The sequence below is a fragment of the Bradyrhizobium sp. 159 genome, assembly GCF_023073795.1.
Lineage (GTDB): Bacteria > Pseudomonadota > Alphaproteobacteria > Rhizobiales > Xanthobacteraceae > Bradyrhizobium.
In genome coordinates this window covers 186149-208959 of record NZ_JADPKE010000085.1, presented here as the reverse complement: position 1 = coordinate 208959, position 22811 = coordinate 186149, and the positions used below count along the sequence as shown (strand labels likewise).

The window sequence follows — 22811 nt, the reverse complement described above, 5'->3', positions numbered from 1 at the left end:
GCGCGTCCGCCGGCACGATGCCTTGTGAGCAGGCTCACATTGCCGCTTTCAGTGCAGCGAAGCCGCGATCGAGATCGGCCTTGAGATCATCGACGCTCTCGAGCCCGATGTGCAGACGCAGCGTCGGGCCGCCCGGCGCCCATTTGGTCGCGGTGCGATAGCTGTCGCAGTCGAACGGAATCACGAGGCTCTCGAAGCCGCCCCAGGAGAAGCCCATGCCGAACAGTTTGAGCGTGTCGAGCATGGTGTCGACTGCCTTCTGCGGCGCCGGCTTAAGCACGATACTGAACAGGCCGGACGCGCCGGTGAAGTCACGCTTCCAGATCGCATGGCCGGGATCGGTTTCGAGTGCCGGATGCAGCACGCGCGCGACCTCCGCCCGGCTAGCCAGCCAGCGCGCCATGTCGAGTCCCGAACGATGATGCTGCGCCAGCCGCACCGACAGCGTGCGCAGGCCGCGTAGCGCCAGGAAGACGTCGTCGGGGCCGGCGCAGACGCCGAGCAGGCGGATGCCTTCGGCGACCATCGGCCAGGTCTTTGCGTTGGCGGAGATGGTGCCGAACATGATGTCGGAATGGCCGCCGATATATTTTGTGGCCGCCTGCATGCTGATGTCGACGCCCTGTTCGAGCGAGCGGTGATAGAGTGGTGTCGCCCAGGTATTGTCGTCGATGACGAGCGCGTCGCGCCCATGCGCGACCTCGGCGATGGCGCGGATATCTGGCATTTCGAACGACTGCGAGCCTGGCGCCTCCACCAGCACCGCGCGGGTGTTGGGCTTGAACAGCTTCTCGATCCCGGCGCCGATCAGCGGATCGAAATAGGTGGTCTCGATGCCATAGCGGGTGAGCATGCCGTTGCAGAAATTGCGCGAGGGCCGATAGACGTTGTCGCAGACCAGGAGATGGTCGCCGGCGTTCAGCACCGAGAGCAGGGTGGTCGAGATCGCCGACAGCCCCGACGGCACGATGCCGACGCCGGCGCATTGCGGCCCCTCCAGCGCCATCAGCGTCTCCTGGAAAGCCTTGGTGGTGGGGGAGCCGTGGCGGCCATAGGTGAACTCGCCGCGATGGGCGTGCAGGTCCTCGGCGGTCGGATAGAGCACGGTCGAGCCGTGAAACACAGGCGGATTGACGAACCCCTTCTGCGCCTTGGTGTCGCGGCCGGAGGTGACCAGCCGGGTCTCGGCATGCTGCTGGGAGGGGTGCGAGGAATCCATGCGTCTGCTTTCAAAACCGCGTTTCCGCCCGGCGCGTCGCGCCCGCGGGGCTGGCCGAAAGGCCGCCGTCGTTAATAACAGAATACAGAAGAGTCCCGTCAACCCCTTGACCCGGCACGCCAGTCGTTCTGTGATGCGCAGGTGCTATTCAGTCGCCGCATGTTGAGGGGCCTGCTGCGACCTTCGATCCATCGCCTGAACGGACTTCGCGTCACAGCCATCATGGCGGGCGCCTCGTCGGCGGGACGAAGGTATGGCCTCCCGGGATCGGCGGGTGTTCGGCTAGGTTTTCCAGCATGAGTCTTGCAAGACTAGCCTAGGTACGATTAGCCCTGGCAGAGATGACCCCAAAGAGAACGTTCCCGACCTTGAGACGATTTCGAAAGGCCCAAAGTCCATGAAACGCGTAACCCTGGCTCTCACTCTTGCTCTCGCCGCCGGCCTCTCGGCCCAGGCCGCCGATGCGCAAACGCTCAAGACCGTCAAGGACCGGGGCATGCTGTCCTGCGGCGTCAGCCAGGGGCTGCCGGGCTTTTCATCGCCGGACGACAAGGGCAATTGGACGGGGCTCGACGTCGACGTCTGCCGCGCCATCGCCGGAGCGATCTTCAACGATCCGACCAAGGTCAAGTACGTGCCGCTGTCCGCCAAGGACCGCTTCACCGCGCTGCAATCCGGCGAAATCGATGTGCTCTCGCGCAACACCACCTGGACCATCTCGCGCGACACCTCGCTCGGCGCCAACTTCACCGGCGTGACCTATTATGACGGGCAGGGCTTCATGGTGAAGAAGTCGCTCAAGGTGAACTCGGCGCTCGAGCTCAACAGCGCATCGGTCTGCGTGCAGACCGGCACCACCACAGAGCAAAATCTCGCCGACTATTTCAAAGCCAACAACATGAAGTACGAGGTGATCGCGTTCGGCACCAACGACGAAACGGTCAAGGCCTATGAGGCCGGCCGCTGCGACGTCTTCACCACCGACCAGTCGGGGCTGTACGCCAATCGCCTCAAGCTCGCCAATCCCAACGACCATATGGTGCTCCCCGAAATCATCTCGAAGGAGCCGCTCGGGCCGATGGTGCGCCACGGCGACGACCAGTGGTTCGACATCGTGAAATGGACGCTGTTTGCGATGATCACAGCTGAAGAGCTCGGCGTGACCTCGAAGAACGTCGACGAGAAAGCGAAGCTGGAAAGCCCGGAGCTGAAGCGCGTGCTCGGCAGCGACGGCAATTTCGGCGAACAGCTCGGCCTGACCAAGGACTGGGTGATGCGGATCGTGAAGGCGGTCGGCAATTACGGCGAAGTGTTCGACCGCAACGTCGGCGCGGGCTCGCCGCTCGCCATCAACCGCGGTCTCAACAACCTCTGGAACAAGGGCGGTCTCCAGTACGCGCCGCCGATCCGCTGATCATCCTGATCCGCAGCTCGCGGCGATGAGCACCGAGGCCCGTAAACCGCCGCCCCAGATTGCGCTGAAGGTCAGGCGCGTGCTGGGCGGCAAGGCAGGCTGGAACGGCATTGCCGTCCAGTTTGCCTTCGCGGCGATCCTGGGCTGGATCGGCTATGAGATCGTCTCCAATGCCCGCGCCAACCTCGAAAATCAGCACATCGCCGCCGGATTCGGCTTCCTCCGGAACAATGCCGGCTTCGACGTCAATCAGACTCTGATCTCCTACACCGGCTCGGACACGTTCCTGCGCGTGTTCGTGGTCGGGCTTCTGAACACGCTCGTGGTCTCCGTGGTCGGCATCGTCTTCGCCACCGTGATTGGCTTCATCGTCGCGCTGTGCCGGCTGTCGCCGAACTGGCTGTTGTCGCGCGTCGGCGAGATCTATGTCGAGATCATCCGCAACCTGCCGCTGCTGTTCCAGATCCTGTTCTGGTACCTCGCGGTGCTGGCGGCGTTGCCCAATCCGCGGCAGAGCATTTCGCTGCTCGGCATTGCCTTCCTCAGCAACCGGGGCCTTGTCGTTCCCAGCCCGATCGGCCAGAGCGGTCTCGAGCCGTTCCTGGCGATGCTGGCGCTCGGCTTCGTCGCGGCGCTGGCCCTGCGCATCCACGCGCGGCGCGCGCTGTTTCAGGAGGGGCGGATGATCCGGATCTGGCCCTATGTGCTGGGTCTGCTGTTCGGGCTGCCGCTCGCTACCATCTTGGTGTTCGGTTTGCCCTTCACCTTCGAGCTGCCGCAGCTCAAAGGCTTCAATTTCGCCGGTGGCTCGCGCATCATCCCGGAGTTCGTGGCGCTGACCTTGGCGCTATCGACCTATACCGCCGCCTTCATCGCCGAGATCGTGCGCGCCGGCATCCTGTCCGTCCACAAGGGGCAGATGGAGGCGGGGTCCTCGCTAGGCCTGAGCCGCGGCACCACGCTCCGTCTGATCGTCGTGCCGCAGGCCATGCGCGTCATCGTGCCGCCGCTGACCAATCAATACCTCAACCTGACCAAGAATTCTTCGCTTGCCGTCGCGATCGGCTATCCTGACCTGGTGTCGGTATTCGCCGGCACCTCGCTGAGCCAGACCGGACAGGCGATCGAGATCATCGCGATGACGATGGGCGTCTACCTCCTGATCTCACTCGTCACCAGCGCGATCATGAGCGTCTACGGTTGGCGCGTCAGCCGGAGCCTAGGCGCATGAGCGATGTGGCGACGTCCGCCTTCGTCCGTCAGGACCTGGTTGCTGAGCGTCCCGCGCCGGTCCAGACCACGGGCTTCATCGGCGTGCTACGCACCCGCTTGTTCAACTCGCCGACCAACATCCTGCTCACGATCGTGGGCGCCCTGCTGCTCTGGTTCACCATCGTTCCCTCCGTCAAGTTCCTGATGGTCGATGCGGTCTGGACCGGCAAGGATCGCACGGCCTGCCTCACCGAGAACGTCGGTTTTGCGGTCGGCGCCTGCTGGCCTTACATTCAGGCCAAGCTGCCGCAACTGATCTACGGCTTCTATCCCGAGGCCGAGCGCTGGCGGGTCAATCTCACGTTCGTCTTGGCGGTGGTGCTGCTGGTGCCGCTGCTCATTCCCAGGCTGCCGGCGAAGAGTTTGAATGCCGGCCTGTTCTTCATCGCCTTTCCGGTGGTCGCATTCTTCCTGCTGCACGGCGGCGGCATCAAGGGATTTGGCCTGAGCTGGACGGTTGGCCTGCTGCAATTGTTCGACGAAAGCATCATCGGCGCCGGGCAGGCGATGCTCAATCTCAGCAAGACGTCAGCGGTCGCACCGCTGCTGTGGGCCGTCGGGAGCCTGATCGTACTGGTCGGCACGGCGATCTCCTGGCTGATCTTTCCGCTCGTCTGGCTGCGTGATCATGTCCAGGGGACGGGGGAGCCAGTCTGGGCCGATTTCGCCACCACGGCCGTGATTGTCTGCTTGATCGCCTTCCTTCTTGGCGGCGGCGTTCGTACCGGCGGGCGGGCTCTGGCATCCAGTATCGCCACCTTCATTGGCATCGCGATCGTCATCAAGCTGATGGGGCTCGATCGTGGTGGGTTGCCGATCGTGTCAACCAACTTGTGGGGTGGCCTTCTGGTGACGCTGGTGGTCTCCGTCACCGGCATTGTGACCTCACTGCCGATCGGCATCGCGCTGGCGCTCGGCCGCCGCTCCACCATTCCGCTGATCCGGATATTCTCGATCGCCTTCATCGAGTTCTGGCGCGGCGTGCCGCTGATCACCGTGCTGTTCTTTGCCACCTACATGCTGCCTTTGTTCCTGCCCGGCAATTTCACCGTCGACGGGCTCGTGCGCGCCCTGATCGGGATCGCGCTGTTCACGGGCGCCTATCAGGCCGAGAACGTCCGCGGCGGGCTGGCCGCGATTCCGCGGGGGCAGGGCGAGGCGGCGGCCGCCCTGGGGCTATCCTGGTGGAAGACGACCTCCCTGATCGTGCTGCCGCAGGCGCTGCGCCATGTCATTCCGAACCTCGTCAACAGCTTCATCTCGCTGTTCAAGGACACCTCGCTCGTGTCGATCGTGGCGCTGTTCGACCTCCTCGGCTCGCTCCGCGCCTCGTTCTCGGATCCGAAATGGTCGACGCCGTCGACCGCGTTTACCGGCTTTGCCTTCGCCGGCATCGTCTACTTCATCTTCTGTTTTGGAATGTCGCGATATTCGCTGTTCGTCGAGCACCGCCTCAACGCTCACCGCCGCACCTGATGGAGCTCACCATGTCCGACCCCATCGTCAAGATTTCCGGCCTCAACAAATGGTACGGCGACTTTCACGTCCTGCGCGACATCGACCTGGAGGTCCGCAAGGGCGAGCGCATCGTGATCTGCGGGCCGTCGGGCTCAGGCAAGTCGACGCTGATCCGCTGCATCAACGCGCTCGAGGAATTCCAGGAGGGCGAGATCGTCGTCGACGGCATCGAGCTCGGGCCGAACCTCAAGCATGTCGACGCGGTGCGACGCGAAGTCGGCATGGTGTTTCAGAGCTTTAATCTGTTTCCGCATCTCACGGTCCTCGACAATTGCACGCTGGCGCCGATCTGGGTGCGCAACATCCCCAAAAGGGATGCCGAGGCGACCGCCATGAAATTCCTGGAGCGCGTCAAGATTCCGCACCAGGCCCACAAGTTTCCCGGCCAGATGTCGGGCGGCCAGCAGCAGCGCGTCGCGATCGCTCGTGCGCTGACCATGAACCCGAAGGTGATGCTGTTCGACGAGCCGACCTCGGCGCTCGACCCCGAAATGGTCAAGGAGGTGCTCGACACCATGGTCGATCTCGCCGAGGAGGGCATGACCATGCTGGTCGTAACCCACGAGATGGGCTTTGCCCGCGAGGTCGCCAACCGCGTGGTGTTCATGGACGCCGGCCAGATCATCGAGGCCAACACGCCGAACGAGTTCTTCGCGGCCCCGCAGCACGCCCGCACCAAGCTTTTCCTGAGCCAGATCCTGCGCTGACCCCGGGGAATCCCGGGGGCGTCCTCGGCAGCTGACCGGCAGGCCCCGGCCGCGAATCAGTTAGACTCCTTTCCGGGCAATCCTCCGGAGAGACACCTTGCAGAGCAGCGGCGGCGCGCGCGCATTCCAGAACGCGCGATTGCAGAAGAAACTGATGAAGCAGGCGGACGCCATCCTCTCCGCCGCGGCCGCCGCCTATGGCCAGGGCAGATATGCCGAGACCGAGGCGCTCTGCCGTGAGATCCTGAAAGCGATTCCGGATCATGTCGATTCCATGCACCTGCTCGGCATGTGCGCCCATGACCGCCGGCGCCTTGAGTTCGAGCGTGTGATCGAGCTCGACCCGCGCTTGCACGATGCCCATAACAATCTCGCCACCGTGCATTTCGATCTTGGTGACTACGAAGAGGCGCGGCGGTGTCAGGAGAGGGCCATCGCGCTGAAGCCGAATTTCGCGGTGGCGCTGACCAATCTCGGCAACACGCTGATGCATTTAGGACTGTACGGACAGGCGCTGGAGCTGCACGAGCGCGCCATCAAGTTGAAGCCGGATTACGCTGATGCATTCTGCAATCGCGGCATGGTCGAGATCTTGCTTGGACAGGTCACTCGCGCCAAGGAAAGTTTCGAGCGCGCCCTGCTGTTTCAGCCGCGTCACGCGGAGGCCATCGTCGGCAAGGGCATGGTCAGCATGGAGCTGCGGCACCACGAAGAGGCGGCGGCCAAATTTGCCATGGCGCTCGCGATCAAGCCCGACTCGCCAAGGATCCTGGCCCAGCGCGGGCGGCTCAGTTACGAGCTGCAGCGCCTGGAGCAGGCGCTTGCGGATTTCGAGGCGGCGCTTGCGATTTCGCCCAAGCTCGAACTGGCTCTCCGGGGGAAGGCACAGGCCTGCCTCGTCATGGGAAAGACCGCGCAGGCGATGGCCGCCGCTACGACCTTGATCGAGCGAAATCCGCGCTCCGAGATCGGGTTGGCGCTGATGGGCTTCGCTTATTCCAACCAGGGGGAGATGGACGCCGCGATCGAATATCTCGATCGTGCGCTGGCCATCCGACCGGACTATGGAGATGCGATCAGAGGCAAGATCTTCTTGCAGGACTACCGCGCCGACGCCGATTTCGCCGTCCAGCAGGCGGTCCGAAGAGACTGGTGGGACCTGATCGGCTCCAAGCTGCCGCGAAGGGAGCTGCCGAAGCGGCCGCTTGATCCGGAAAAGCGGATCGTGGTCGGCTATGTCGCCGCTGAATTTCGGCAACACTCGGCGGGGCTCACCCTGCTGCCGGTGCTGCGCCATCATGATCACGCCAGGTTTGAAATCATCTGCTACTACTCTTGGCCGGGAGAGGACGAGTACACAGCCAAGTTCAAGAAAATGGCGGACGTCTGGGTCGACGCCTGGCAGCTATCAGACGACGAACTCGCCGATCGCATTCAGGCCGACAATGTCGACATCCTGATCGACGTTTCGGGCCACACAACCGGTAACAGGCTGCAGGTGTTCGCGCGGAAGCCGGCCCCGATCCAGGCCACGGGCTTCGGACACGCCACGGGCACGGGCATGCAGACCATGGACTACGTGCTCGCGGATTCCATTTTCATTCCGCCATCGGTTCGGCATCTGTTTGCCGAAAGTCACGACCTGCCGTGCCTGATCACGATGGAGCCCGTCGCGGATCTGCAGCCTTCGGAGCTTCCGATGCTCCGCAAGGGTTACGTCACCTTCGGCGTGTTCAACCGCATCTACAAGATATCGGACGATGCGATCCGTGTGTGGTCGCGCCTGATGCGAGAGGTGCCGGGATCCAAGATTGTTCTCAAACATGGTCTGCTCGATGACCCATTGCTGCGCGATGGTCTGATCGCACGTTTCGCGGCCCAGGGCATTGCCGAAGAGCATATCACCTGCATGGGCTCCACTTCGCGCAACGACCATTTGTTGGCCTTTGCCAATATCGATATTTCCCTCGATACGTTCCCGCAAAATGGCGGCATCAGCACCTGGGAATCGCTCTACAAAGGCGTTCCCGTCGTGGCCAGGCTCGGCAACGGCGCTTCCTCGCGTGCCGGTGCCTCTATCGTGACGGCCGTTGGGCTCGGCGACTGGGTCGCCGAGGATGACGAGGGCTACATCGAGATCGCCCGCAAATTTGCGACGCAGCCTGATCATCTGGCGAAGTTGCGCGCGGAGTTGCCGGCTCAGATCGCAGCATCGCCCGCCGGCAATGTCGAGATCTACACGCGTGAGCTCGAAGCTGGTTATCGCCAGTTCTGGCGCGATTATTGTGCTGCCGCCTCGGAAAGCGGCGATGCTGCGTAGGCCGGTCGGGCAGATCCAGCCGCTCCCTGCCAGATGCCGCGCCGAGCCCCGGGAAATACCGGGGGGGTTGCCGATGCCGCCGACCAGCCGGCCCGGCATGCGAATCAGCTAGACTCGCTCCGGGCCATTTCCGGAGAGACATCTTGCAGAGCAGCGCCGGCGCGCGCGCATTCCACAATGCGCGCTTGCAGAAGAAATTGAAGAAACAGGCGGATGGCCTCATCTCTGCTGCCGCAAGCGCCTATGGCCAGGGCCGTTATGCCGAGACTGATGCGCTCTGCCGCCAGATCCTGCAGGCTGTTCCGGATCATTTCGATGCCACGCACATGCTCGGCCTGTGCGGGCAACAGGCCGGGCGGCTGGAAGAGGGGCAACAGCTGCTCGAGCGCGCGGTCGCAATCGATCCGCGTTCGCACGAGGCCCACAACAACCTCGCGACCGTGTACTTCGTCCAGCAGAAGTTCGGGGCCGCTCGCGCTTGTCTGGAGAAGGCGATCGCACTGAAGCCGAATTTCGCACCGGCCCTGACCGGTCTCGGCAACACCTTGCTCCACATGAACCTGCCCGAGCAGGCCATCGAGATGTACGATCGCGCCATCGGGCTGAAGCCTGACTATGCCGACGCGCTCTGCAATCGCGGCTTGGCCGAGCTGGCGCTGGGCCGGATCGAGCGCGCCAAGCAGAGTTTCGAGCGCGCCCTGCTGTTTCAGCCGCGTCACGCGGAAGGGCTCGTCGGCAAGGGCGTGGTCAGTATCGAGCTCAAGCACTACGACGAGGCGGAAGCCGCGCTCGAAACGGCCCTCGCCATCAGGCCCCGTTCGGCGAAGGTCCTGGCGCACCGAGGCCGGCTCCATCTTGCGCGGTCGCGCCCCGAACAGGCGGCGTCGGATTTTGATGCCGCACTCGCGCTTGCACCGAACCTCGAGGCAGCCTTGCGGGGAAAGGCGGAAGTCTCGCTGAGCATGGGAAAGACGGCGCAGGCGATCCTCGCCTGCAAGTCGTTGCTTCAGGAAAATCCGCGCTCGGCGGTCGCGTTGGCGCTGCTCAGCGCCTGTTTTGCGAACCAGGGCGAGATCGCAGCGGCGATCGAACATCTCGACGCCGCGCTGGCAATCGCACCGGATCCGGACCTGATTGCGCGGAAGATCTTCTTTCTCGACTATCTCCCCGACGCCGATTTCGCGGTCCAGCAGGGCGCGCGACGATATTGGGGCGAGACGATTGGCGCCAGGGTGCAGCGACGCAAGCTTTCGCCCCGGCAGGTCGATCCGGACAGGCGGATCGTGATCGGCTATGTCGCTGCCGAGTTCTGGTACCATTCGGCGGCATTCGCGCTGCTCCCGGTGCTGAGCCGCCATGATCGCGCCCAGTTCGAGATCATCTGTTATTCTTGCTCGCCGTCACAGGACGCGATGACCGCCAGGTTCAGGTCGGTGGCGGACGTCTGGGTCGATGCCTGGCAGCTATCGGACGAGGAACTCGCCGATCGTATTGAAGCTGACAAGGTCGATATCCTGATCGACGTGTCCGGTCATTCGACCGGCAACAGGCTGCCCGTGTTCGCGCGCAAGCCTGCCCCCATCCAGGTCACGGGCTTCGGACATGCCACGGGAACGGGGCTTCAGGCCATGGACTATGTGCTCGCCGATCCCGTCTTCATCCCGCAGTCTGCACGACATCTGCTGACGGAAAAGGTCTACGACCTGCCGTGCCTGATCACGATCGACCCGATCCTGGATGCGCCGCCTTCAGAGCTTCCCATGCTCCGCAAGGGCCATGTGACCTTCGGCGTATTCAACCGCATCAACAAGATCTCGGACGAGGCCATTCGCGTGTGGTCGCAAATCATGCGCGAGGTGACCGGGTCGAAGCTCATCGTCAAGCATACCCTGCTTGATGATCCGTTGGTGCGCGACGGTCTCCTCGCTCGATTCGTGGCACAGGGCATTGCCGAAGAGCATGTCACCTGCCTGGGCTCGTCCGAACGTGCGGAGCACCTGCGGGCGTTCATGGAGGTCGATATATCGCTCGATCCATTTCCGCAGAACGGCGGCATCAGCACCTGGGAATCGCTCTATGCCGGCGTTCCGGTCGTCGCCAAGCTCGGCCACGGTGCCTCGTCCCGCGCCGGCGCCTCCATCCTGACCGGTGCCGGTCTCGATGACTGGGTCGCCGAGGATGACGAGGGCTATGCGGCGATCGCCCGCAAGTTCGCGGCACAGCCCGGGGATCTGGCGAAGCTGCGCTCGGAATTGCCGGCCCGGACCGCGCATTCGCCGGCGGGCAATGTCGAGATCTATACGCGCAGGGTCGAGGCGGGCTATCGCCAGTTCTGGCGCGATTATTGTGCGGCAGCCTCGGAACGCGTCGAGGTCGCGTAGACCGCCCGCGCCGCTATCAGACGAACGGCGGTTTGATGTTGCTGCGCTTCTCCAGCCACTCGGGCACCGGAAGGTTCTTGGCGCGCATGAAGTCGGCGTTGAACAGCTTCGACAGGTAGCGGCTGCCGGAATCGCAGAGCACCGTGACGATCGTCTTGCCGGGCCCGAGCTGCTTCGCAAGGCGCATCGCTCCGACGATATTGATGCCGGTCGAGCCGCCGAGGCACAGGCCTTCGTGCTGGAGCAGCTCGTAGATCGCACTCACGGCTTCGGCGTCGGGAATGAGATAGGCGTCATCGACCTTGGCTGTCTCCACGATCGCGGTCGCGCGGTTCAGTCCGATGCCCTCGGTGATCGAGCCACCCGGCGTCGCCTTGGGATCGCCGGTCCTAAAATATTCGTACATGCCGGCGCCGTGCGGATCGGCACAGGCGATGCGGATGCTCTTGTTCCTCTCTTTGAGGTAGCGGCTGACGCCGGCGAGCGTGCCGCCGCTGCCGACCGAGCAGACAAAGCCGTCGACCTTGCCGCCGGTCTGCTCCCAGATCTCAGGTCCGGTGGATTCGTAATGCGCCTTGGCGTTGTCGAGATTGTTCCATTGGTCTGCGAACAGCACGCCATTGGGTTCGGTCTTGCGCAGCTCGTTGGCAAGCCTGCGGCCGACATGCTGATAGTTATTGGGATTGGCATAGGGCAGGGCCGGCACCTCGATCAGCTCGGCGCCGCACAGCTTCAAGAAATCCTTCTTCTCCTGGCTCTGCGTCTCCGGGATCACGATCAGCGTGCGGTAGCCGCGCGCGCTCGCAACGACCGCGAGACCGATGCCGGTATTGCCGGCGGTCGCCTCGACCACGAGGCCACCGGGCTTCAGCTCGCCACGCTTCTCGGCCTCCAGGATCATCCATTTGCCGGCCCGATCCTTCACCGACTGGCCGGGATTCATGAACTCGGCCTTGCCCAGGATGGTGCAGCCGGTCAACTCCGAGGCGCGCGTGAGCCTGATGAGCGGGGTGTTGCCGATGGCTTCGACAACGTCGTTGTTGATGGTCATGTCGGAGGAAATCACTGGCAAAGGGTTGATCAGGTTGGCCAGAACCTAGTGCTTGGGAGCCAAAAGGGAAAGGCTTTTGCGCTGCGGCGAAACCAGCCGAAGCGTCCGCCGCAGCACTGGATTTTGAGAGGGTAGAGCGGGCGATGATGTGCTCGGCCACGAGGGCGCGATATCAGGGAAGGATATCCCTGGCATCTATGAGAGTGCAGAAGATAACGGTCGCAAGAGTGGCTGCCGCGTCGATCTTCGCCTTCAGCAGGATGTCTCGATGCCGAAAGCGTCGATGGGGCGTGGAAGTTTGAGGAGATATCTACACGACGGAGACGGGCTCGTTTTCGGCCAATGACGACATCGTGAGACCAGCCGGCCAGGCGCCGAGACTGAGCTGAAGCCGCATGACGCCCATTGCGAGCGGTGCGCCCGGATCGGGTCGCGCCGGTGTGACGGCAATATCACATGAAATCTTAGTAAGCTTGAACGCGCTCCAGGAGGGGTCCGGAATTCAAGAAATCGCTGCCAGACAGGGACATTTCGCATTTGGCAGGTTCGATAGACGCTTGTCCGAGCCGCCCATCTCGCACCTGCGGCACTGTCCCGCCGTTGCGCACCCGGCTAGTATGAGTCTGAGGTTCCGCAGAAAGCATCACGCTGTGAACGAGTTGTCCAACGCCCCCCGACTCTGCCGCCGCGAATCGGTTAACCCGGCTTCGCGGTGGCGGCTCGATCTGCCCGGCGGGGGGTGGATGTGACACAGGATGTTCCTGCGATCGCCATGCGGCGATCTCCAGGGTCTGCGCCCCGGACGCGGCGCGCAGCGCGCTGGCTTGTGGCACTGTGTCTCGCGGCGAGTTCGGGCGCTTGCGTGCTGACGCAGGATCTTCCCGATCCGGCGCTCGATGTTCCCACGCAATACAAATACGCCGGCAAAGGGGATACGCCGCCATCGCTGGATTGGTGGCGTGGTTTCCGCTCCACGGAGCTGACGCAGCTCATGGAGGAGGCGCAGACCGTCAACCTCGACATCGCCGCTGCGGTCGCGCGCATCGTCCAGGCCGACGCCCAGGCGCGGCAGGCGGGCGCGGCGCTGCTGCCGAGCCTGTCCACGGCCGGATCAGAAACCTATTCACGCACCTCGGGCTCCAGCGCCTCCGGCCTGTCCATCGGCGGGCGCGAAGTCGTCAACTATTCGGCCTCGCTGAGCGCGAGCTACCAGCTCGACTTCTGGGGCCAGAACCGCGATGCGCTGCAAACGGCCGAGGAGACGGCGAACGCCAACCGCTTCGATCGCGACACGGTCGCACTGACGACGCTGGCGGCCGTCGCCAATGCCTATTTCCAGGTCCTGGCCTCACAGGACCGCATCAGGACCTCACAGCGCAACATCGCGAGCGCGCAGCGCATCCTCGATGCGGTGAGGGAGCGGCGCAGGGCCGGCACCGGCACCGATCTCGACGTCGCCCAGCAGGAGAGCGTGCTCGCGAACCAGAAGGCGCTGGTGCCGCCGCTGCGCCAGACGCTCGACCAGAACATCAATGCGCTGGCTGTCTTGGTATCGCGTCCGCCGGAGAGCGTGCGCGTGCTCGGCGGCTCGCTCGACCGGATCGCGATCCCCCGCGTCACGCCCGGCCTGCCGTCGGAGCTCCTGACGCAGCGGCCGGACATCCGCCGGCAGGAGGCACAGCTCGCCTCCGCTACCGCAAACATCGGCAATGCCCGCGCGCAATTCTTTCCGACGATCCAGCTGACCGGCAATGGCGGCTATCAGAGCTCGGCGCTGGTCTCGCTATTCCAGCCGCATGCCGCCTTCTTCCAGCTCGTCGGCAGTGCCACGCAGCCGATCTTCGACGGGGGCAGGATCCTCGGCAATTTCGAACTGGCCAAGGCGCGGCAGGACGAGCTGCTCCAGACCTACCGCAAGACCATCGTCCAGGCTTTTGCCGACGTCGACAACGCGCTGTTCTCGATCAAGCAGACCACGATCAAGCTGCAATTGCAGCGCGACGTCGTTGCCGCCTCGCGCCGCGCCTTCGATCTCTCCGAGCAGCAATTGCGCGCCGGCACCGCCGACATCGTGACCGTGCTCAACACCCAACTGACCCTGTTTCAGGCGGAAGACGCGCTGTCGCAGGCCCAACTCGCACGGCTCCTCGCCATCGTCAGCCTGTACCAGGCGCTCGGCGGCGGTTGGGAGCCGAGGATGGAGAAACCGGTCAATGCTCTTTAAGCCGGAGACTAAGAAGGACGCGACGGAGGGCACGGCGAAAAAGTCGCGCGGCCGCGGCCTGATCATGACCCTGATCACGCTCGCGATCCTCGGCGGCCTCGGTTATCTCGGCTGGACCGTCACGCATCAGCAGCAAGCGAACAACCGCAACCAGCGACCCGATCTGCCGGTGCCGGTGCTGGCGGCAAGCCCGCGCATCCAGGACGTGCCGGTTTATCTCGATGGCGTCGGGGCGATCCGCGCGCTCAATACCGTGACCGTGCGCTCGCAGGTGGATGGCAAGCTGATCGCGGTCAATTTCACCGAAGGCCAGGACGTCAAGAAAGGCGACGTGCTCGGCGAGATCGATCCGGCGATCTACCAGGCCCAATACGACCAAGCCGTCGCGAAGAAGGCGCAGGACCAAGCCCAGCTTGCCAACCAGCGCATCGACCTTGCGCGCTACGAGCAGCTTGCCGCCTCCAATGCCGGCTCGAAGCAGCAGGCGGACACCCAGCGCGCGCTGGTAGCCCAGACTGAGGCGCTGGTGAAGGCGGATCAGGCCGCGATCGACAATGCAGCGGCGACGCTGAGCTACACTAAGATCGTGGCGCCGATCTCGGGTCGGGCCGGCCTACGCCAGGTCGACCAGGGCAACATCATCCATGCCTCGGACACCACAGGGCTCGTGGTGATCACTCAGCTGCAGCCGATCGCGGTGTGGTTCAGCTTGCCGCAACAGCAGATCATGCGCGTCAACGCCGCGGCGGCGAAGGGGACGCTCGCGGTCGACGTGTTCGGCAATGACGGCATCACGGTGATCGATACCGGCAAGCTCACCGGCATCGACAACCAGGTCGACCAGACCACTGGCACGCTCAAGCTCAAGGCGGAATTTCCCAACGCCAATTACCAGCTCTGGCCGGGCCAGTTCGTCAATGTCCGCCTCAAGGTCGAGACCTTGACGCAGGCGCTGGTGGTGCCGACCTCTGCGGTGCAGCGCGGTCCGATCGGGACCTTCAGCTATGTCATCGGCGAGGACAACGTCGTCTCAGCCAAGCCCGTGACGGTGACGCAGCAGAACGAGCATGATGCCGTGATCGCCAGCGGCCTCTCGCCGAATGACAAGATCGTCACCACGGGTTTTGCCAATTTGTCCGACGGCTCCAAAGTGATCGTCGGCCGCGACGACCAGACCCCCTCGGCCGATCTAGCCCCGCGCAAGCGCTCGCGCGGGCCGGACGCTCAGAAGAAGGATGGTGCCAAAGAAGGCCAGAAGGAGGGACAAGGCAACGAGGGCGAGTTCCGCACCAAGCGGAAGAGCAGCGAAGGCGATCAGAAGGGGCAGACCGGACCGGCACCGGGGCCGGGCGCATCGGGAAGTGGAGCCAAGCAGCCATGATCCCGACAACAGCCGCCTGAAGCGGCAGGCGTAACCCATGGGTGTCTCCGAACCCTTCATCCGACGGCCGATTGCGACCTCGCTGCTCGGCATCGCGCTCTTGATCGGCGGTGCGCTCGGCTACTTCGCGCTGCCGGTCTCGGCGTTGCCGCAGGTCGATTTCCCGACCGTGCAGGTGACGACGCAGCTGCCGGGTGCGAGCCCCGACGTGATCGCCTCGCTCATCACCGCGCCGCTCGAGCGGCAGCTCGGCCAGATCCCGTCGCTGTCGGCGATAAACTCGACGAGCTCGTTCGGCGTCAGCCAGATCTCGCTTCAGTTCGACCTCAACCGCGATATCGACGGTGCGACCCAGGACGTGCAGGCCGCGATTAACGCGGCGGCCGGTGTGCTGCCCAAAACGCTGCCTTATCCGCCGACCTACGCCAAGGTGAATCCGGCGGACGCGCCGGTGATGACGCTGGCGCTGCGCTCGGACACGATCTCGCTGCGCGTGATGAGCGACATCGCGGACACCATTCTGGCGCAACGCTTGAGCCAGATTTCCGGCGTCGGACGGGTTTCGGTGCTCGGCGGGCTGAAGCCGGCCGTGCGCATCCAGGCCGATCTGGCGCGGCTGGCCGCCTATGGCATCGCCATGGAGGACCTGCGCACGGCGATCGCCAATGCCAACGTCTCCGGGCCGAAGGGATCGCTCGACGGCGCGCAACAATCCTACATCATTGCCGCCAACGACCAGATCGCCGCGGCGGACGCCTACAAGCCCGTCATCATTGCCTATCGCAACGGCTCGCCCGTGACCATCGCCGACGTCGCGCAGATCGTCGACGGCCTCGAGAACGACCGCACTGGCGGCTGGTACCAGGGCACGCCGGCGGTCATCATCGACATCCAGCGCCAGCCCGGCGCCAACGTCATCGACGTCGTCAGCCAGATCCGCGCCGAGATCCCCAAGGTGCAGCGCGCGATTCCTGCCGGCGTGAACCTCACCATCGTCTCCGACCGCACCGTCACCATTCGTGCTTCGGTCCATGACGTGCAGTTCACCTTGATCCTGAGCGTCGTGCTGGTGACCCTGGTGGTGCTGCTGTTCCTGCGTTCGCTACGGGCTACGTTGATCGCAGGCGTGGCGCTCCCGCTATCGCTGATCACGAGCTTCGGGATCATGTATTTTGCCGGCTTCAGCCTCGACAATCTCTCGCTGATGGCGCTGACGATCGGCACCGGCTTCGTCGTCGACGACGCCATCGTCATGATCGAGAACATCGTCCGCCACATGGAGAATGGCGAGAGTGCGATGGAGGCCTCGCTGAAGGGCGCCAGCGAAATCGGCTTCACGGTGATCTCGCTGACGGTATCGCTGATCGCGGTCTTCATTCCGCTGTTGTTCATGTCCGGTCTCGTCGGGCGCATGTTCCGCGAATTCGCGTTGACGCTGACCATCGCCGTCGTCACCTCGGCGGTGGTCTCGCTGACGCTGACGCCGATGATGTGCTCGCGTCTGCTTAAAGCCGCCCACGAGGAGCTGGCGGTGCCGGGCCTCGCCGCTGTCAGCCGTTTCATCGACCGCACCGTCGAGGCCTATCACCGGACGCTGCTGTGGGTGCTGGAACGCCAGCGCGCCACCTTGGTCGTAACCTTCGCCACGCTGGTTGCGACCCTCGTCCTCTATGTCGTCGCGCCAAAGGGCTTCCTGCCGCTCCAGGACACCGCCTCGATCACGGCGGTGACGGAGGCCGGGCCCGACGTGTCGTTCGCGGAGATGCAGAAGCGGCAAGCCGAGGCCGCCGCCGCCATCAAGGCCGATCCCGACGTGGTTGGCGTGGTCTCCGTGATCGGGGCGGGCTCGGTCAACCCGACCACCAATGTCGGGCGCCTCGTGATGACCTTGAAACCGCGCGGCGAACGGCGCGACGATGTCGCCGCGGTCGTGATCCGCCTGAAGGAGAGGGTATCAGGCATCCCCGGCATGACGGTCTATTTCCAGCCGGTGCAGGACGTGCAGATCTCGACCCAGTCGAGCCGCTCGCAATACCAGTACACGCTGACCGGCACCGATGCGACGCTGGTCTCGGAATGGGCGGGCAAGCTGGTGGCGGAGATGCGGCGGAATCCGCTGTTCCGTGACGTCTCCTCGGAGGCGCAGGAAGGCGGGCTGCGGGCGCAGCTCGACGTGGATCGCACGCGGGCGGGGCAACTCGGCGTCAGCCTCCAGGCCATCACCGACACGCTGAACGACGCCTTCGCGCAGCGGCAGATCTCGACTATCTACGGCCAGGCCAACCAGTACCGAGTCGTGCTGGAGGCGCTGCCGATGTACCAGCGCGACCCTTCGATTCTGTCAAAGCTCTATCTGCCGGGCGCCGCGAGCACCACCGTCGGCGCGCCAAGCGCCCAGGTGCCGCTGTCGGCCGTGGCGACGCTGAAGCGCACCACGGCGCCGCTCGCGATCTCGCACCAGGCGCAATTCCCCTCCGTGTCGCTCAGCTTCAATCTTGCGCCGGACGCGGCGCTGGGCGATGCCGTCGAGGCGGTCAAGACGATCGAGACCCGGATCGGCATGCCCAACAGCATCGTCGGCGTCTATGCCGGCGATGCCGCCGAATTCGCCAAGGCGCTGGCCGGCCAGCCCTGGCTGCTGCTTGCCGCCGTCATCACCATCTACATCGTGCTCGGCGTGCTCTATGAGAGCTACATCCACCCGATCACCATACTCTCGACGCTGCCCTCGGCCGGCGTCGGCGCTATCCTGGCCCTGGTGCTGTGCGGCCAGGATCTCTCGGTGATCGGCCTGATCGGCATCATCCTCTTGATGGGCATCGTCAAGAAGAACGCGATCATGATGATCGACTTCGCGCTGGAGGCCGAGCGCAGGCAGGGCATGTCGCCGAACGAGGCGATCGTGCAGGCCTGCCTCTTGCGCTTCCGTCCGATCATGATGACGACGCTGGCGGCGCTGTTCGGCGCGCTGCCGCTGGCGATCGAGAGCGGCACCGGCGCCGAGCTGCGCTTTCCGCTCGGCATCTCCATCATCGGCGGCCTGCTGCTGAGCCAGTTACTGACGCTCTATACCACCCCCGTGATCTACCTCGCGCTCGACCGCATCAACCGCCGCCTCGAGCAGGCGCTGCCGCCGGCCGAATCCGGCGGCCCGCCGATTGCCGGCGCGACCGAGGGGATGCAGTGATGGCATCGATCTCGGAGCCCTTCATCCGCCGCCCGGTCGCGACCACGCTGCTGTCGATCGGGTTGTTCCTGCTGGGTGTCGTCGCCTACCAGTTCCTTCCCGTTGCCTCGGTCCCGAATGTCGACTTTCCCGCCATCTTCGTCTCTGCCAGTCGCCCCGGCGCCGATCCGTCCGTGATGGCCGCGACCGTGGCCTCGCCGCTGGAACGGCGGCTCGGCGAGATCGCCGGCATCAACCAGATCACGTCCACAAGTTCGCTCGGCACGACCAACATCCAGCTCCAGTTCGACATCGGCCGCAACATCGACAAGGCCGCCCGCGACGTGCAGGCAGCCATCAACGCCTCGCTCGTCGATCTGCCCAGCGACCTGCCGACGCTGCCTCGCTTCCGCAAAGCCAACACGGCCGGCGCGCCCGTCTTCGTGCTCGCTTTGACCTCGAAGACGCTGTCGGCCAGCGCGATCTACGACGTCGCAGATACGGTCATCGCGCAGCGTATCTCACAGGTGCCTGGTGTCGGCGACGTCACGGTCTCCGGCGCCGACCAGCCGGCCGTGCGGGTGCAGCTCAATCCCGTCGCGCTGTCGAATGCAGGTATCGCCACCGACGACGTCAGGACCGCGATCATCAACGCCAACCCGCTCGGTCCCGTCGGCATCTTCAACGGCGAGCGCCAGAGCGAGACGCTGGCCCTCAATCGGCAGATGCGCACGGCGAAAGAGTTCCGCGACATCGTCATCAAAAGCTCCAACGGCAATTTCGTGCGGCTGTCCGACGTCGCCGATATCGAGGATTCCGTCCGCAACGCCCGCTCGATCGCCTGGTTCAACAAGCAGCCGGCGGTGCTGATCCAGATCACCAAGCAGGGCGACGCCAACGTCATCGGCACGGTCGATCGGGTGAAGGCGCTGATCCCCGCGCTGAAGCAGTGGATCCCGGCCGGCGTCGAGATCTCGACCCTGGTCGATCGCACCGGTACGATCCGCGCCAGCGTCCTGGATATGCAATGGACCTTGCTGGCAACCGCGCTCCTCGTCATGGTCGTGGTGTTCGTGTTCCTGCGGCGGCTGACGCCGACGATCGCAGCGGGCATCTCGGTGCCGCTGGCGCTGGCCGGCACCTGCGCCGGCATGTGGGTCGCGGGCTTCTCGATCGACAATCTCTCGCTGATGGCGCTGGCGATCTCCGTCGGCTTCGTGGTCGACGACGCTATCGTCATGATCGAGAACATGTTCCGCAATCTGGAGCACGGCATGCGGCCGTTTCGGGCGGCGCAGGAGGGTGCGAAGCAGATCGGATTTACCGTGGTCTCGATCAGCCTGTCACTGATCGCAGCGTTCACGCCGTTGATCTTCATGGACGGCATCGTCGGCCGTCTCCTGCGCGAATTCTCGCTGACGCTGACCTTCGCGATCCTGGTCTCGACGCTGGTGTCGCTCACGGTCACGCCAATGATCTGCGCCCATTACATCCGGCAGACCACGTCCGGCACCGCGACGTTGTTCGACCGCCTGATCGAGGGCTCGCTGTCGCGCATCGTCGCCTTCTACACCCGCACTCTGCGCACCGTACTGGAATTTCCGCTGCTGACGCTGCTCGTATTCTTCGCCACCATCGGCCTCACGGTGACGCTCTACATCAAGGTGCCCAAGGGCTATTTCCCGACCGATGATTCCGGTTTCATCATCGGCGCGACCCGCGCTTCGGCCGACATCTCGTTCCAGTCCATGCTCGGCCTCCAGCAGCGGCTCGCCGACATCGTGATGCAGGATCCGGCCGTCGCCGGCATCGGCTCGACCGTCGGTAGCGGCGGCGGCCCGGGGGCGGCGACCTCGAACCGCGGCACCATGTTCATCAGCCTGAAGCCGCCGGAGGAGCGCGAGCACGTCTCGACGCAGGTCGTCATCGACCGTCTCAGGCGCGCATTGTATCCCGTGCCCGGCATCCGCCTGTTCATGTTCGCCGCCCAGGACGTGCGCGCCGGCGGGCGGCAAAGCGATTCCGACTACCAGTACACGCTGACCAGCACCGATCTCGGCCTGCTGCAGAAATGGGCGCCGATCGTGGCCAAGCGGATGGAAAGCATCGAGGGCATCACCGATATCTCCAGCGACCGCGATCCCGGTGGGCTCCAGCTTACGCTCAGCATCGATCGCCAGAAGGCCTCGGCGCTGGGCGTCAGGGTCCAGGACATCGACAATGCGTTGAACAACGCTTTCGCGCAGCGGCAGATCGGAATCATCTACACCCAGCGCAACCAGTACATGACCGTGCTGGAGATCGACCCGAAATTCCAGGTCGATCCCTCCAATCTCGATCGCATCTATGTCGCCGGCGCCGGCGACGCTCAGGTCCCATTGTCGGCCGTGGTGCACGCAACGCGCGGACTTGCCGCGCTCGCGGTTTATCACTCGCAGTCGTTCCCCTCGACGACAGTCTCGTTCAACCTCTTGCCGGACGTGCCGCTCCAGGCCGCGACGCAAAATATCCAGCGTGCGGTCGAGGAATTGCACATGCCCGAGGGCATCCGTGGCAGCTTTGACGGCAATGCCGGCGATTTCGCCAAGACCAGCGGGCGTCAGCCGCTCCTGATCCTCGGTGCGCTAGTCGCGATGTATATCGTGCTCGGCGTGCTCTATGAGAGCCTTGCCCACCCGCTCACGATCATCTCCACGCTACCGTCAGCCGGCCTCGGCGCGCTGCTTGCGCTTCAACTGACCAATACGCCGCTGACCGTGATCGCCTTCGTCGGCATCATCCTGCTGATCGGCATCGTGAAGAAGAACGGCATCATGATGGTCGACTTCGCTCTCGATGCCGAGCGCCAGCGCGGATTGTCGTCGGCGGAGGCGATCTTCGAGGCCTGCCAGGCGCGCTTCCGCCCGATCCTGATGACGACAATGGCGGCGCTGTTCGCCGGCATTCCGCTGGTGGTCGCGACCGGCCCCGGCACGGAGCTGCGCCGACCGCTCGGCATCACCATCATCGGCGGTCTGTTCGTCTCGCAGATCCTGACGCTCTACACGACGCCAGTGATCTACCTCCTGATCGACCGTCTGAGACGGCGAACCGCGCCGCGCCCGCTGCCCGCGCCGGCGGAATAGGTTGTTGAAGCGTCGCTTGGAGCGTATAGCGGCGCCATGTCCAACCAGCCCGACACCGCTGCCGCGCCGACCGAGCCGATCCCCGAATGCCCGCACTGCCAGAAGCCGATGCCGCTGTGCATCTGCGACACCGTCACGCCCATTGAAAATCGGCTGTCGCTCCTGATCCTCCAGCATCCGCAGGAACAGGACAGGGCGCTCGGCACCGCGCGGCTGCTCGCTAAGCATTTCGTAGATGCCACGCTGCGCGTTGGCCTGTCCTGGCCGAGCCTGTCCAAGGCGCTGGGCCGGCCGGTCGAGAATGCCGCGCGGTGGGCCGTGCTCTATCTCGGCTCGGCTCGCGCCGCCGATCTCGAGGCCGAGGGCGAGATCGTCGCGCTCAACCGCAAGGGTGAGATCGCGGACAACCAGCGCGCGATCCTCGGCAAGCTCGAAGGCGTCGTGCTGCTCGACGGCACCTGGAGCCAGGCCAAGGCGCTGTGGTGGCGCAATCCCTGGATGCTGAAATGCCAGCGCGTGATCCTGAACCCGGCGCACCCCTCGCGCTACGGCCGCCTGCGCAAGGAGCCACGCCGCGACGGTCTTTCGACCATCGAGGCCGCGGCGACGATCCTCGCGGCCGTCGAGCGGCGTCCCGATATCGCCGACACCCTGCACGCCAGTTTTGAACGACTGTTGACACGCTACCGCGAGGTCCAGGCCGAGATGCCGGAACTGGCGCCCAAACCTGCCCCGAAGGGCCGCCGCGACTTCCGGCGTCGCAAACGAGCCTGACCCAAGCCTACATCGTGCTGCGCGTTCTCGCCTGCATCTACCAACCGACCGATGGGTAAAGGGACAGCTGGCCCATCGGGGTTGCCTAAACCCTTCATCCCCTATATTGCTCCGGCCTTACGGGGCCACGTGGCGGAGTGGTTACGCAACGGTCTGCAAAACCGTGTACACCAGTTCAATTCTGGTCGTGGCCTCCATTACAAGCTACGGAAACTGCTTGTAGACTTCATTCGGTCTCAGTTCCGCTGATCCGGCCGGC

At 64.4% G+C, this 22811-nt stretch carries 13 protein-coding genes and 1 tRNA gene; 12 read left to right on the top strand and 2 right to left on the bottom strand.

Annotated features, from left to right (window positions below; all coding sequences use genetic code 11):
* Window positions 1–34 precede the first annotated feature (34 nt).
* A complete protein-coding gene (metC, locus tag IVA96_RS24110; protein ID WP_247281057.1) occupies window positions 35–1219 on the bottom strand; it encodes a cystathionine beta-lyase in 1185 nt (394 codons plus the stop codon).
* Between the two features lie 397 nt (window positions 1220–1616).
* On the opposite strand from metC, the gene IVA96_RS24105 reads away from it, so the two are divergent.
* The 6 genes from IVA96_RS24105 (at window position 1617) to IVA96_RS24080 (ending at window position 10831) form a co-directional block, all read left to right on the top strand.
* Window positions 1617–2633 (top strand): amino acid ABC transporter substrate-binding protein, encoded by a 1017-nt coding sequence (locus tag IVA96_RS24105; RefSeq protein ID WP_247419566.1) that lies wholly within the window; start codon window positions 1617–1619, stop codon window positions 2631–2633.
* Between the two features lie 25 nt (window positions 2634–2658).
* On the top strand, window positions 2659–3864 hold the full coding sequence (locus IVA96_RS24100) for an ABC transporter permease subunit (RefSeq protein ID WP_247419565.1): 1206 nt from the start codon (window positions 2659–2661) through the stop codon (window positions 3862–3864).
* Complete coding sequence (locus IVA96_RS24095) at window positions 3861–5381, top strand: amino acid ABC transporter permease (RefSeq protein ID WP_247419564.1); 1521 nt, start codon at window positions 3861–3863, stop codon at window positions 5379–5381. The genes IVA96_RS24100 and IVA96_RS24095 overlap by 4 nt, the downstream gene beginning before the upstream one ends.
* 11 nt (window positions 5382–5392) lie before the next feature.
* Entirely contained in the window at window positions 5393–6130 is a 738-nt protein-coding gene (locus tag IVA96_RS24090; RefSeq protein WP_247281061.1) for an amino acid ABC transporter ATP-binding protein, read from the top strand.
* A gap of 97 nt (window positions 6131–6227) precedes the next feature.
* Window positions 6228–8450: a tetratricopeptide repeat protein gene (locus IVA96_RS24085; protein ID WP_247419563.1), complete on the top strand. Its 2223-nt coding sequence runs from the start codon at window positions 6228–6230 to the stop codon at window positions 8448–8450.
* A gap of 143 nt (window positions 8451–8593) precedes the next feature.
* Window positions 8594–10831, top strand: coding sequence for a glycosyltransferase family 41 protein (locus IVA96_RS24080; RefSeq protein WP_247419562.1), 2238 nt, complete (start codon window positions 8594–8596; stop codon window positions 10829–10831).
* Window positions 10832–10847: 16 nt separating this feature from the next.
* Here the strand turns inward: IVA96_RS24080 and IVA96_RS24075 are convergent, their stop codons facing one another.
* Window positions 10848–11882 carry a cysteine synthase A gene (locus IVA96_RS24075; protein ID WP_247419561.1) on the bottom strand — a complete coding sequence of 345 codons (1035 nt, stop codon included), beginning with the start codon at window positions 11880–11882 and terminating at the stop codon, window positions 10848–10850.
* Window positions 11883–12654: 772 nt separating this feature from the next.
* Here IVA96_RS24075 and IVA96_RS24070 point away from each other — a divergent pair.
* The 6 genes from IVA96_RS24070 (at window position 12655) to IVA96_RS24045 (ending at window position 22749) form a co-directional block, all read left to right on the top strand.
* Window positions 12655–14106, top strand: coding sequence for an efflux transporter outer membrane subunit (locus IVA96_RS24070; RefSeq protein WP_247419716.1), 1452 nt, complete (start codon window positions 12655–12657; stop codon window positions 14104–14106).
* The gene (locus tag IVA96_RS24065) at window positions 14096–15487 is read left to right on the top strand and encodes an efflux RND transporter periplasmic adaptor subunit (RefSeq protein WP_247419559.1); all 1392 of its coding nucleotides are present in this window, start codon (window positions 14096–14098) and stop codon (window positions 15485–15487) included. The genes IVA96_RS24070 and IVA96_RS24065 overlap by 11 nt, the downstream gene beginning before the upstream one ends.
* Before the next feature lie 37 nt (window positions 15488–15524).
* Complete coding sequence (locus tag IVA96_RS24060) at window positions 15525–18674, top strand: efflux RND transporter permease subunit (RefSeq protein WP_247419558.1); 3150 nt, start codon at window positions 15525–15527, stop codon at window positions 18672–18674.
* Window positions 18674–21778, top strand: coding sequence for an efflux RND transporter permease subunit (locus IVA96_RS24055; protein ID WP_247281068.1), 3105 nt, complete (start codon window positions 18674–18676; stop codon window positions 21776–21778). The genes IVA96_RS24060 and IVA96_RS24055 overlap by 1 nt, the downstream gene beginning before the upstream one ends.
* Window positions 21779–21814: 36 nt before the next feature.
* A complete protein-coding gene (locus IVA96_RS24050; protein ID WP_247281069.1) occupies window positions 21815–22552 on the top strand; it encodes a tRNA-uridine aminocarboxypropyltransferase in 738 nt (245 codons plus the stop codon).
* Between the two features lie 123 nt (window positions 22553–22675).
* Window positions 22676–22749: transfer RNA gene (locus IVA96_RS24045), tRNA-Cys, on the top strand.
* Window positions 22750–22811 lie beyond the last annotated feature (62 nt).